Annotated in this window: 10 protein-coding genes; 4 read left to right on the forward strand and 6 right to left on the reverse strand. The window is 68.4% G+C overall.

Annotation, left to right across the window (positions count from 1 at the left end; genetic code table 11):
* Window positions 1–32 precede the first annotated feature (32 nt).
* Together ACLJRL_RS18015 and ACLJRL_RS18020 are read left to right on the forward strand one after the other, a co-directional pair.
* On the forward strand, window positions 33–356 hold the full coding sequence (locus tag ACLJRL_RS18015) for a YciI family protein (protein ID WP_410657339.1): 324 nt from the start codon (window positions 33–35) through the stop codon (window positions 354–356).
* Complete coding sequence (locus ACLJRL_RS18020) at window positions 353–1,588, forward strand: RNA polymerase sigma factor (RefSeq protein ID WP_410657340.1); 1,236 nt, start codon at window positions 353–355, stop codon at window positions 1,586–1,588. The genes ACLJRL_RS18015 and ACLJRL_RS18020 overlap by 4 nt, the downstream gene beginning before the upstream one ends.
* Before the next feature lie 9 nt (window positions 1,589–1,597).
* Here the strand turns inward: ACLJRL_RS18020 and ACLJRL_RS18025 are convergent, their stop codons facing one another.
* Window positions 1,598–2,164 carry an asparagine synthase-related protein gene (locus ACLJRL_RS18025; RefSeq protein ID WP_410657341.1) on the reverse strand — a complete coding sequence of 189 codons (567 nt, stop codon included), beginning with the start codon at window positions 2,162–2,164 and terminating at the stop codon, window positions 1,598–1,600.
* A 57-nt stretch (window positions 2,165–2,221) separates the two neighbouring features.
* On the opposite strand from ACLJRL_RS18025, the gene ACLJRL_RS18030 reads away from it, so the two are divergent.
* Window positions 2,222–3,100, forward strand: a complete 879-nt coding sequence (locus tag ACLJRL_RS18030) for a polyketide synthase (RefSeq protein ID WP_410657342.1) — start codon at window positions 2,222–2,224, stop codon at window positions 3,098–3,100.
* Window positions 3,101–3,283: 183 nt separating this feature from the next.
* Window positions 3,284–4,612: an adenosylmethionine--8-amino-7-oxononanoate transaminase gene (bioA, locus tag ACLJRL_RS18035; protein ID WP_410657343.1), complete on the forward strand. Its 1,329-nt coding sequence runs from the start codon at window positions 3,284–3,286 to the stop codon at window positions 4,610–4,612.
* A gap of 47 nt (window positions 4,613–4,659) precedes the next feature.
* Here bioA and ACLJRL_RS18040 read toward each other — a convergent pair whose 3' ends face one another.
* Genes ACLJRL_RS18040 through ACLJRL_RS18060 form a run of 5 tightly spaced genes read right to left on the reverse strand, consistent with a single transcriptional unit; the run spans window position 4,660 to window position 12,922 of the window.
* On the reverse strand, window positions 4,660–9,516 hold the full coding sequence (locus ACLJRL_RS18040; protein WP_410657344.1) for an amino acid adenylation domain-containing protein: 4,857 nt from the start codon (window positions 9,514–9,516) through the stop codon (window positions 4,660–4,662).
* 13 nt (window positions 9,517–9,529) lie between these two features.
* On the reverse strand, window positions 9,530–9,739 hold the full coding sequence (locus ACLJRL_RS18045) for an MbtH family protein (RefSeq protein WP_410657345.1): 210 nt from the start codon (window positions 9,737–9,739) through the stop codon (window positions 9,530–9,532).
* On the reverse strand, window positions 9,736–10,629 hold the full coding sequence (locus ACLJRL_RS18050; protein WP_410657346.1) for an NAD(P)-dependent oxidoreductase: 894 nt from the start codon (window positions 10,627–10,629) through the stop codon (window positions 9,736–9,738). The genes ACLJRL_RS18045 and ACLJRL_RS18050 overlap by 4 nt, the downstream gene beginning before the upstream one ends.
* Window positions 10,630–10,640: 11 nt before the next feature.
* Window positions 10,641–12,182, reverse strand: a complete 1,542-nt coding sequence (locus ACLJRL_RS18055; RefSeq protein ID WP_410657347.1) for an acetolactate synthase large subunit — start codon at window positions 12,180–12,182, stop codon at window positions 10,641–10,643.
* Entirely contained in the window at window positions 12,179–12,922 is a 744-nt protein-coding gene (locus tag ACLJRL_RS18060) for a TauD/TfdA family dioxygenase (protein ID WP_410657348.1), read from the reverse strand. Before ACLJRL_RS18060 ends, ACLJRL_RS18055 begins: the two co-directional genes overlap by 4 nt.
* Between the last annotated feature and the right edge of the window lie 16 nt (window positions 12,923–12,938).

A 12,938-nucleotide genomic window follows, 5' to 3' on the forward strand; every position in this document is an offset into this window, starting at 1 on the left:
CTGTCTTGACACCCAGAGGAGATGATCTTCAGATGCGGTATCTGGTTTCCGTGATCGACGACAAGAGCAATCCCGGCAGCACGGACCGGGAGCCTGCCATCAGCGAGTTCAACGAACGCCTGATCGCCGAGGGCCACTGGGTCTTCGCGGGCGGACTCGCCGACACCGACGCGGCCACGGTGATCGACAACCGGGGCGAGCAGGCGGTGTTCAGCGACGGGCCTTTCGTGGAATCGAAGGAGTACCTTGCCGGCGTCTGGGTCTGGGAGGCCCCCGATCTGGATGTGGCGCTCAAGCTCGCCACCGAGGCGTCGAAGGTCTGCGATCGGAAGATCGAGGTCCGGCCGTTCCAATGAGCGACGTCGAGGAAGCGATCACCCGGGCCCACCACGAGGAGTGGGCACGGGTGGTCGCCACGCTGACCAGGCGCTTCGGCGATCTCGACATCGCCGAGGAAGCGGCCGCCGAGGCGTTCGCGACCGCCGTCGAGCGATGGCCCGCCGAGGGCGTACCCCCCAACCCCGGCGCCTGGCTGACCACCACCGCCCACCGCAAGGCCATCGACCGGATCCGGCGCGAGAACAAGCGCGACGACAAGCAGAAGGAGGCTCAGATGGGGTACGACGACGACCCGCCCGAGCCTCCCGGCGCCATCGACGACGACCGGCTCCGGCTGATCTTCACCTGCTGTCACCCGGCGCTGGCGATGGAAGCCCGGCTGGCGCTGACCCTGCGCATGGTCGGCGGCCTGACCATGCCCGAGATCGCCCGCGCCTTCCTGGTGGCCGAAAGTGCCATGGGGCAGCGGATCACCCGCGCGAAGGCCAAGATCAAGGCGGCCCGCATCCCCTATCGGATGCCGTCCGCCGAGGATCTCCCCGCGCGCGTCACCGGCGTGCTCGCCGTCCTCTTTCTCGTCTTCAACGAGGGCTACCTGGCGACCGGGCCGGACACCGACCCGGTACGTCACGACCTGACCGCCGAGGCGATCCGGCTCACCCGCCTGATCCGTGCCCTCCTGCCGGACGACGGCGAGGTGGCCGGGCTGCTGGCGCTGATGCTCCTCACCGAGGCCCGCCGCACCGCCCGGGTCTCGGCGGACGGTGAACTCGTCGCTCTCGACGAGCAGGACCGCGGGGCCTGGGACGCGACGCTGATCGGCGAAGGTCATCGGCTGGTGCGCGAGCGCCTCGCCGCTGCCGCCGCCGGGGTGGCTCCGGGTCGCTACCAGATCCTCGCCGCGATCAACGCCGTGCACACCTCCGCCCGCGACATCCGCGACACCGACTGGTCACAGGTCGTCGCCCTCTACGACCAGCTCGTCCGCCTCGACCCGTCGCCGATCATCGCCCTCAACCGGGCCATCGCGGTCGCCGAGCTAGACGGCCCGGAGGTGGCGCTGGCGGCCGTCGACCGTCTTGAGCACAGGTTGGCCGGCTATCACGCCTACCATGCCGCCCGCGCCGACCTGCTGCGCAGGCTGGGCCGAAGCCGGCAGTCGCGCGCGGCGTACGACAAGGCCATCGAGCTGGCGGGCAACACCGCCGAGAACGCCTACCTGACCCGCCGCCGCGACCAACTGCGGTAGCGTCCGCACTCACCTCGGCATGAGAGTGCTCCGCAACCACAGGTCCAGGTTGAGCGCGAAGTCGATACCCGCACGGGTGGCGCGATCGGTCATCTCGCGGTCCAGCCGAGCACGAAGCCGTTGCGGGTCAAGGAAAGTCCACACCGGCGCGGTCGGTGTCGCCACCAGATCAGCCGCCTGTTCCCGGATCGCCCGGTCGTAGGCCGGATCCTGCGTGACGGGATACGGCGCCTTGGTGCGGTTCGCGATACTGGCCGGGAGCACGTCGGCGGTGGCCGCGCGCAGCAGTGATTTCTCCCGGCCGTCGAAGGTGTGCTGGACCCACGGGGTGTTGAAGGCGTACTCGACGAGCCGGTGGTCGCAGAACGGGACCCGGACCTCCAGGCCGACGGCCATGCTCAGCCGGTCCTTGCGGTCGAGCAGGCCGGGCAGCCACCGGGTCAGGTGCAGGTGGAACACCTCGCGCATCCGGCGCTGGACACCCGTTTCCCCTGGCAGCACAGGAACTTCCGAAAACGCCTGCCGGTAGTGGTCATCCCGGTGCCTGAGCGCGGACTCGATCGCCGGGCGCGACATCGGTGTCTTCATGGGACAGAGCACTGGGACGCGCTCCGCGCGAACGTGACCGTGGACATGTACGCCATCGTGGGCGCGGCCGCCCGCAGCATGGCCTCGGGACGTATCAGCCACGCCTGGGACCTGCGTGGTCCCTGCGCCACCGTGGACGCCGCCTGCTCGTCGGGCACGCTGGCCGTACATCTGGCCCGCCAAAGCCTGCGCACCGGCGAGTGCGACACCGCCCTGGCCGGCGGCGTGAGCCTCGTGCTAGGCACCGACCACACCGTCGGCTATTCCGCGGCGGGCATGCTCTCGGCGGCCGGCCGCTGCCGTTTCGCCGACGAGAACGCCGACGGCTTCATCCGCAGCGACGGCGCGGGCGTGCTCGTCCTCAAACGGCTGGACCAGGCACGGGCCGACGGCGACACCATCCACGCGGTGATCCTCGGCAGCGCTCAGGCCAGTAAGGGGCGCACCGCGAAAGCCATCATCGCACCGTCGGCGGAGGGCTACCTCCAGGTGATCACCCGGGCCTGCGCCAACGCCGGTATCGCGCCGGAACAGGTCGGCTACGTCGAAGCGCACGGCAACGCCGCCCCCACCGGGGACACCATCGAACTGCAGGCGATCGGCACCGCCATCGGAACCCGTCGCGCGCAGGGACAGCCGTGCCTGGTCGGGTCGGTCAAGACGAACATCGGCCACCCCGAGGCGGCCGGCGGTCTGGCCGGCCTGATCAAAACCGCTCTCGTGCTGCGGCACCGCAGTGTGCCGGCCAGCCTGCACTGCTCGCAGCCCACCTCCAGCGTCGACTGGACCGGGCTCGGCATCGCTCCCGTGCGCGACCAGCTCGCCTGGCCCCACCCCGGCACGGCCATCGCCGGGGTCAGCACCTACGGACTGTCCGGAATCTTCGTGCACATCCTGCTCGGCGAACCACCCCTCGACAGCTGAAACCTGCTCGGTGCGATATACCAGGGCATCGGCCCACCATGGCCCTGTGCGAACAACAGCATTGACACCCCAGATCCGACAAAGCAAAGATGAAGTCATCGGCCTTTCCACGCCACTCGGAAAGTGCAGCGCATTGCTCGCCGCGCCCAGTTCACTTCACCTTTGTCGAGATGGGATGAAAAAATGAATGTTGTCCACGACTGGCAGTTGCGGGACGAGAAAGCGGTATGGCATCCCTACACTCAGCACCAGAATTGGGTTTCCGACAATCCGCCGGTCATCGATCGTGCCGAGGGCGTGTGGCTGACAGATGTTTCCGGCCGCAGGTTTCTCGACGCATGCGGCTCACTCTGGGTGACCTCGTACCAGCACGGAGATCCTCGTATCAAGGCGGCCGTGGCCGCGCAGCTGCAGCAGCTGGATCATTCCTCGTTCTTCGGGGCGACACACACGATGGGAATCCGACTCGCCGAGCGGCTGATCGAGCTGGCACCGACATCCACTGACAGCACCGAACGCCTTTCCAAAGTATTCTACGGCAATGACGGCGCTTCCATGGTCGACGCGGCGCTCAAGATGGCCTATCAGTTCTCCGTGCAGTCGGGAAGCCCACGGGAAGTGATCGTCCATTTGGAGAACTCGTTCCACGGTGACTCCATCGGCGCTTCGAGCATCATGGGTGGCGATCAGTCGCAGTCGACCTATGGGCCCTTGCTGCTCAAGGTCCGTAAAACCGATTCGCCCGGCCCGGTGAACGGCGAATCCGCCTCGGTGGCGGCGGCGCGGGCGATCGCCGCACTCGAAGCGACGCTCGCCGAGGTCGGCGGCCAGTGCTGTGCGCTCATCGTCGAGCCGATGATCCAGGGCGCGGGCGGAATGCGGCCCTATCACGCGGACTTCCTGCGGGCGTGCCGCACCTTGGCCGACAAGTACGGCATCCTGCTCATCTGCGACGAAGTGGCGGCCGGGGTCGCCAGGACCGGACGGATGTGGGCCACGCAGCACGCCGGGATCGTGCCGGACATCATGTTGTGCGGTAAGGGAGTCACCGGTGGTGTGCTCCCGCTGTCGGCCCTTCTGACGACGGATCGGGTGGCGAGCGCCTTTTCCGAGTCGGAGTCCTCGTCGATGTTCTTCCACGGCCACACCTACGCGGGCAATCCGCTCGCCTGCGCCGCGGCGCTGGAGAGCCTGGCCATCGCCACCGAACTCGATCTGCCGGCGATGGCTCAGCAGAAGGGTGACCTGCTCGGTGATCTGCTCGAGCGCGTCGCCAAACACGAAGCGGTCCACGAGGTCCGGAGGCTCGGTGTGATGACCGGTATCGAGCTCGCCTCCGACCATCCCCGAGCCGGTTTCCGGGTATGCCAGGCCGCGCAGGAGCGGGGGGTCTGGATCCGTTCGCTGGGCAGGACCTTGGTTCTCATGCCGCCGTTGGCGATCACATCCGACGAGCTGGAACTGATGGCGAGTGTCGTGGAAGAGTCCTTGGACGACGTCTTCGCGAAATAGCGAAAAGGCGGTGAGCGACTCGCGCTCACCGCCTTTTGGCGTGTCCACTACACAGCGCTGTCGATGCGGGCCGCGAGTTCGGCGGGCGTCGGCGTCTCGAACACCATCCGTACGGTCAACTCCACTCCGAGTTTCCCGCGCACCCGGCTGACCAGACGGGTCACCAGCAACGAGTGACCACCCAGTTCGAAGAAGTTGTCGTGCACACCGACTTCGGCGGCGTCGAGGACCTCCATGAACAGGTCGCACACCACCGCCTCCTGTTCGGTACTCGGCGCGTGCCGTGCCGTGCCGACCAGGACCGGCTTCGGAAGCCGAGCCTGGTCGACCTTGCCGTTCGCGGTGACCGGCAGCGCGTTCAGCACGACGAAGGCCGAGGGGACAACGGATTCGGGCACCGCCGCGCCGACATGCCTGCGCAGTTCCGCCGCCGTCGGCGCGGGGCCGGACAGGGCGGGCACGACATACGCGACCAGGCGCCGCTCCCCCGGCTGGTCCTCTCGCAGGACGGTGGCGGCCTGTCCGACGGCCGGATGCGTCCCGATCACCGAGTTCAGCTCGCCCAGTTCGACCCGCACACCGCGGATCTTGACCTGATCGTCGACCCGGCCGACCAGTTCGAGTGAGCCGCCGGAGCGCCAGCGGCCCAGGTCACCACTGCGGTACATCCGGCAGCCGGCCGGGCCGAACGGGTTCGCGACCATCCGTGCCGCGGTCAGACCGGGCTGTCCGAGATAGCCGTGCGCCACGTTGTTGCCCGCCAGGTACAACTCGCCGATGACCCCGACGGGTACCGGCCGGAGGCGCTCGTCGAGCACGAAGACCTGGGTGTTCCAGATCGGCGGGCCGATCGTGGGCAGGTACGGCCACTCGTCGACGTCGGCGGGCAAGGCGGCGCCGGTGACACCGTGGGTTTCCGATGGGCCGTACTCGTTGTGCAGCACCAGATCCGGCCGGGCGGCGTGGAACGCCCGGACCGACGGGGTGAGGTGGAGCATTTCACCGCCCTGCACCAGATGCCGCAGCGCGGTGAAACCCAGCCCCTGCTCGGTGGCCGCCTCGTAGACCGCGGCCATGATCGCGTTGGTCGCGTAGAACTCGGTGACGCGTTCGTCGTCGAGCCAGCGCGCCAGGCGTGCCGGATCCGAGCGGGTGTCTTCGTCGGGAACGCACAGCGTCTTGCCGTTGATCAGGACCGTGAGCATTTCGTGCTCGGACATGTCGAACCCGATGGCGCTGAACTGGGCCACCCGCGCGTCCGGCTCGTACGGTGCTTGCGTGGCGTGCCAGAGCATCTCGTTGATCAAGACCTTGGCGGGAAGGACCACGCCTTTCGGTCGTCCGGTGGAGCCCGAGGTGTAGACGACGTAGTTCGGGGTGTCCGCCGTCAAGGGCCGTGGGCGATCCGTCGGCAAGGGATTCGTCACCGGCAAGTCGGCGACCGTCGCGGGGTCGTCCAGCGCCAGCACGTCGCCGGGCAGCGAATCGGCTGCCGCCGCGAGAACGATCGCCGGATGGCTGTCTTCGATCATGAACCGGATCCGATCGCCGGGATAGGCCGGGTCGATCGGGAGATACGCGGCACCGCATTTCAGAACCCCGACGAACGCCTCGATCTGCCGGGGACCACGAGGCAGCAGGACGCCGACGTGATCGCCCGGGCCGACACCACGCGAGAGAAGCAGGTGCGCGATCCGGTTGGCCCGTTCGTTCAGCTCGGCAAAGGTCACCTCTCCGTCCGCTGACCTGATCGCCGGGGCTTCCGGTGTCGCGGCGACCTGTTTCTCGATCAACTCGGGCAGTGTGGTCTCGGGCAGCGGCACCTCGTTCGCGTTCCACCGGTCAAGCACATCCGCGCGTTCGGTACCGAGGAAAAGGTCCACTTCGGACAAGGGAAGGTCCGGCCGCGCGACCCACCTTTCGAAGAGCGCGGCGAAGCGCTTCGCCATCAACGACACCGATTCCGGCAGGTAGAGATCGGCGGCGACCTCCAGCCTGCCGTGGACGCCGGCGGGTGTCCCGTCCTCGCTGTACCGCTCGACGAGATCGAACAGCAGGTCGACGAGTGCCGCGCCGGTGAAGACGTCCCTCGTGTCGGCCGTCAGACCGGGAAACCGGAACCCCTCGCCGTCCTTCTCGGCGGCCAGCAGGAGCATCACCTGGAACAGCGGATTGCGGGTGAGCGACCGTCCGGGGTTGACCGCCTCGACGACGTCCCCGAACGGAACGTCCTGGTTGTCGAACGCGTCCAGATCGGTCTGCCGGACCCGGCGCATCAGATCGAGCAGTGTGGGGTCGCCCCAGGTGTCCGTCCGCAGGACGACGGTGTTGGCGAAGAACCCGATCAGGTGCTCGAGCGCCGGATCGCCGCGGCCCGCCACCGGCGTGCCGATCGGGATGTCCGTCGCGGCACTTAGCCTGGTCAGCAACGCGGCGACGGTAGCCTGCACGATCATGAAGACCGTGGTCCCGGTCCGCCTGGCCAGCGCGACGGCGGCCCGGTGCGGTGCCGGCTCGAGGGTGATCGGCACCGCCTCGCCACGGCCGCTGATCACGGACGGTCTCGGCAGATCCGTCGCGGGCACGTCCTCCGGCAGGTCCCGCAGAGTCCGGCGCCAGAAGTCCAGTTGCCGCGCGGCGAGCGGCGTCCGGTTCCTCGGTGGCCCCAGCAGATCGGCCTGCCAGAGCGTGTAGTCCACGTACTGCACGGGCAGCGGTGACCACTCGGGAGCCAGTCCGGCCAGCCGCGCTGAATACGCGTCATGCAGGTCTCGTGCCAAGGGCCGCATCGACCAGCCGTCGGTGCCGATGTGGTTCATCGTCAGCAGCAGGACGTGCTCTTCCGGCCCGGCGGCGAACAACCGGACCCTCAACGGCGGATCCGCGGACAGGTCGAACGGCGTGTCGATGTCGTGCCGGATCGCGGCGTCCAGATCCTCGGGGTACTCGACACGCAGGTCGACGCGCACCGAGTCGACCGGGAGCACCCGCTGATACGGCGTGCCCTGATTCTCGGGGAAGACCGTGCGCAGGGCCTCGTGCCGGGCCAGGACGTCCGCCACCGAGGCTTCGAGGGCCGCGCGGTCCAGATCGCCACGCAACCGGACGGCGAAAGGCAAGCTGTAGGTCGGCGACGCACCCAGCTGGCCGAGGAACCACAAGCGTTGCTGCGCGGGAGAAAGCGGGATCAACTCGGGCCGCGCCACCGGCCGGATCCCCGTCCGGGCCGTCCCCTGTTCCCGGACCACACCCGCCAGCAGGGCGGGAGTGGGCGCGTCGAAGACACAGCGGAGGGACACCTCGGCGTCGAGACGGCCGACCAACTGGGCGGCGAGCAACGAATGGCCGCCCAGTTCGAAGAAATTCGCGTGCACCCCTACCTCGTCCACGCCGAGCACCTCGGCGAACAACGTGCACAGGTTCGCTTCTTCGGCGTTGCGCGGCGGAGAGAAATCCGCCGTCCGTTCGGGTACCGGCAGCGCGGCGCGGTCAAGTTTTCCGTTATTGGTCAACGGAATCCGCTCCAGCGGAACGAGACTGTGCGGCACCAGATACGAGGGCAGCCGTTGCCCGAGCCACTTGCGTACGCGCCCCAGCGAGTCATCGTGCCGGGAGACGATGTACCCGATCAGGCCGGTTTCCCCGCTGTCGTGACGGCGCGCGACCACGGCGGCGGACACGACCTCGGAATGTTCCTCCAGCGCGGCCCGGACCTCTTCCGGTTCCACCCGGATTCCCCGGATCTTGACCTGGTCGTCCGCGCGCCCCTCGAAGCGAAGCTCGCCATCCTCGTTCCTCCGGACAAGGTCACCTGTGCGGTACATCCGCTCCCCTGACTGGAACGGGGACGCGACGAACCGTTCGGCCGTCAGGCCCGGTCGGTCCACATAGCCCCGTGCCAGCCCCGCACCGGCGACGTAGAGTTCGCCGACGGCACCGTCGATGACCTCTTCGAGTCGTTCGTCCAGGACGTGGATCCGCATGCCGGCGAGTGGCCGCCCCAGGGGCAGCACACCTTCCTCCACATCGGACAGTTCGGCCGCCGTGGTGGTGATCGTCGTTTCACTGAGCCCGTACGCGTTGATCACCGGCACCGGGGAACTCTTCCGCCACACGCGCAGATTCGTGGCATGCCCCGCTTCGCTGCCGATCACGGCCAACCGCAGGCTGTCCAGCCGGGAGGCGTCGAGGTCCTTGGTCCACTGTGTCCAGTAGGAGGTGGGCAAGTTGACCACCGTGACCTGTTCCCGCTCGAGGAACGCCTCGAAGCGGGCCGGCGGCGGCACGGCCTCGGGCATGACCACGACCCGGGCACCGGCCGCCAGTGTCGGGAAGAGCTCTTCGGCGTAGACATCGAAGGCCACGTTGGCGAATTGCAGCACCCGGTCCTCGCCCGTCAGCCCGTATTTCCGGCCCGCCGCCACGGTGTGGTTGGTCAGTGCGCGACGCGGGATCGCGACTGGTTTCGGCTCGCCGGTCGAACCCGAGGTGAACACCACGTACGCGAGATCTTCAGGATGTGACGTACGCGGGCCCGCCACTTCCCGCCCCGGCCTGACCCTCCGCACGCCCTCGGGCGCGGGTTCGTCGGTGACGATGAACCGCGCTCCCGCGGTGTGGATCATCCGGTCGCCGCGGGGGCGCGGCGCGTCGGGGTCCAGCGGAAGGTACGCGGCGCCGGACCAGAGTACGCCGAGCAGGGTGGCGGCGAGCCCGGCTCCTCTCGGCAGCCGCACGGCCACGACGTCATCCGGCCGGACCCCGGATTCGATGAGCGCCGCGGCGATTCTTCCCGCCTCGGCGCCGAATTCACGGTAGGTCATTCGGCCGTCGTCGGCCGCGACCGCGACCGCGGAGTCGCCACGCAGGCGGATCTGTTCGTCGATGAGAAGGCCGACGTCCACTCGCTCGCTCCTGTCAGCTCAGTTGTGCCCGCAGGCTTTGTGGTCGCATATCCGTCCAGTGCTCACGGATGTGCGTCAGGCAGGACTCGCGATCGGCGAGTCCGAAAACGACGGTCCATCCCGCGGGCACGTCCGCGAAAGCCGGCCAGAGCGAATGCTGTCCCTCGGCGTTGACCAGCACGCGGAACGGCTCGTCCGGCGCGTCGAAGGGGTTGGGAGTCAACGGCTTTCCCTTTCATCCGGGTTCAGGCCGGCGGTGAGGTTGGCCAGCAGCTTGGCTTCGGCACGACGCACCGATTCCGTGGTCCTGGCGGCATAGAGTTCGTGCAGTTCGAGTCCGGGCACCTGCTTGGCCTCGTGGGACAGGCCATGCCCCGCGCACAGGTCGAGTACGACCTTTCCGGTGCGGTTTCGCTGCCACTCGATCAGATCGGCTTCGGCCATGGGCAGGCCGAGTGTCGTCAGGACGACCACGGCCGCCGACGGCACGCGCTTCAACTCGTCGATGCCGGCGACGGGGCGATAGGCGGGTGAATGAAACGTCAGGTAGTCGGCGGTCTCCAGGACCGTCCGAAGCGGGGCCCACCGCGGCCCGTCCGCCGGCGTGAGGCGGGGGGTGGGCGTATGGAACAGGACGTCCATTCCCAGTGCCGCGGCGATCCGTCCGACGCCTTGCCCCACGCTGCCGTAGCCGATGACGCCCAGGCGTCGTCCGGCCAGTTCCCCGCACCCCGGGCCGCCGTTCCGCGCGTGCCGCAGGAGTTGTTCCGCGACGAACTCCATGGTCCCGATGTCTCCGTAACCCTGGATCGGCGAGACGGTGACACCGTGGCTGGTCGTGTAGTCCAGATCCACCCGGTCGGTCGACGTGGCCCGCAAGCCGATGTAGCGCAGAGCGGGCAGCTGGGCCAGCCGTTCCGCGCCGAGTTCGTCCTTCCAACCGGCCAAGATGGCGTCGGTTCCGACGAACGCCCGGCGATCCACGGAGTCCGCGGACGGCCATTCACTCAGCACCAGTGGCGATCGCTCGCTCATCGCGCGCAACCGCTCCAGTAACTCGGTGGTCGGCCAGACACCGGGCATCACGGAGATCTGGGAGAAGGTGGCCGTCATCGTCGCGCGCGTCACAACGCGGCCACGGGCGGCACGACGGCTTCGATGAGATGCGGGCCGGGCTCGGCGAGTGCCTCGCGGAGCTTTCCGGCGAATCCTTCCGCGGTATCGACGCGTGCGCCGGGTACGCCCATCCCCGCCGCCAGTGAAACGAAATCCACCCCTGAGATGTCGATGAACTCCCGGGCCCGGTCGAGATCCGCGTCGGTGAAGACACCGATTCTGCCCAGTTCGCCCGCCAGAATCGCGTACGAGGAGTTGTTCAGGACGACGGTGGTGACGTTCAGGCTCTCGCGCGACTGCGTCCACAAGGACTGCGGCGTGTACATCGCGCTGCCGTCGGCGACGAAGCAGAGCACAGGCCGGTCCGGGCAGGCCAGTGCCGCGCCGGTGGCGACGGGCGTGCCCATGCCGATCGATCCGCCGGTGAGGCTGAGCCAGTCGTGCCACGGCGCACCGGCGGTCGCGGCGGGCAACCGCTGACCGGACGTCATGGATTCATCGACGAGCACGGCGCCTTCGGGCAACAGCGCACCGGTGACGGCCGCGACCGCTTCCGCGGTCAGCCCTCCGGTGGGCAGGCCCGGCCGCGTCCGCGGCCCGTCGTCCGGGCGGGTGTCTGCCGCGACCAGTTCGGCCAGGTACTCCAGTGCCGCGGAGGTCTGGCCGAGTTCGTGCACCTCGGTCTCGGGGGAAACGAGAGCACTGGGTTTGCCCGGATAGGCGAAGAACGCCACCGGAGGCCGGGTACCGGCGAAGACGATGTGCCGATATCCCCGCAACGTGGCCAGGGCCTCGTCGATCGGATATGGCAGGCGCTCCAGGTCCGGGATGCCGCCGCCGCGCTCGTGCCGTGCAGGGGATTTCTCCGCCAGCAACCGGGCGCCGGTCGCTCGCGCAATCCGGCCGGCCGCGCGCAATCCCTCACGCCGCAGGGTGGCGCCGCCGACGAACAGCAGACAGCCTTCCTCGTCTCGCAGGACCTTGGCGATCCGCTCCACCTCGCCCGCGTCGAACTCCTCCGGCGAGGTCGCCGGGATCCGGGCGACGCTCCCCCCGTCCGACCAGCAGACGTCCGACGGGAGAATCAGGGTCGCCACGCCGCGCCCGGTTCGCGCGGCGACGAGGGCGTCGACGATGTCCGAGCCGATGTCCTCGACCCTCGTCGTCCGGCGGACCCAGGTCGATACCGTTCCCGCCATGGACTCGATGTCGGAGTCCAGCGGTGGATCGAACGCCTTGTGGTAGGTGGCGTGGTCGCCCACGAGATTCACCAGCGGGGTGGCGGCCCGGCGAGCGTTGTGCAGATTCGCCAGGCCGTTGCCGAGCCCGGGCCCGAGGTGCAGCAACGTCGCCGCGGGTTTCCCGGCCATCCGGCCGTAGCCGTCGGCGGCGCCGGTCGCGACTCCCTCGAACAGGCAGAGCACGTTGCGGATCGCGGGCCTGGTGGCCATTTCGGCGACCAGGTGCATCTCCGAGGTCCCCGGGTTGGTGAAACAGAGGTCGACACCGGCGGCGTCGAGCGTCTCCATCACCACTTGTGCGCCGTTCATGCCGCGATCTGCACACGCTTGAGGTGCCGTTCGGGGTCCTCGAAGGCGTTGCGGGAGTGCAGCATCCGCCAGTTGTCCCAGACCAGCAGGTCGTGCCGCTGATAGCGGACCGCGATATGCCCGTCGGTGAAGAGTTCGTTGCCCCGGTCGATCACCCGCCGGGCCACTTCGTCGCCGTCGGGGATGACGAGATAGTTGCTGGAGAACCGGAAGATCGTCTCGTCACCGTGTTCTTCCAGCACCGGGTGCTCCGCCGTCGGGCGGACGCCGTGCCGGGCAAGGCCTTCGGTGGATCCCCAGCTGTAGGCGGTGTCACGCAGATGGACACGCTCGCCGTCGGTGAACTCGGTGAGAATGCGGTTGCCGTCGAAGATCGTGGTCTCCCCGCCTTGCCCGGCGGGCGGGTTGACGCACCACAGGCCGAGATAGCGTGGCGGGAGCCCGTGGAACTCGTAGCCTTCCGTATGCGGCGTCAGGCCACCGCGGTTCTGCCCGTGGTTGACGTCGTCCATGCCGCGCTCCGGTTTCACGTCGCCCACGACCGTCCCGGTCGACGTCGGCTGGAACTCGCCCATCTCTTTGAGGAAATCGACGTGGTCGAAGCTTTCGGGAACGTTCACGACGTGCACATATCCGTTGTTCCGAAGCAGTTGCCGGAACGCGTAGGTGAGCACGCCGTCGGCGAGCACGTCCCCGTTCATGTCCACACAGGACAGCACGCTGTCGGGATTCCTGGCCATGGTCACTCCTTTGTTC

Source organism: Amycolatopsis sp. lyj-112 (genome assembly GCF_046549055.1).
In the GTDB taxonomy this organism is placed as follows: Bacteria; Actinomycetota; Actinomycetes; order Mycobacteriales; family Pseudonocardiaceae; genus Amycolatopsis.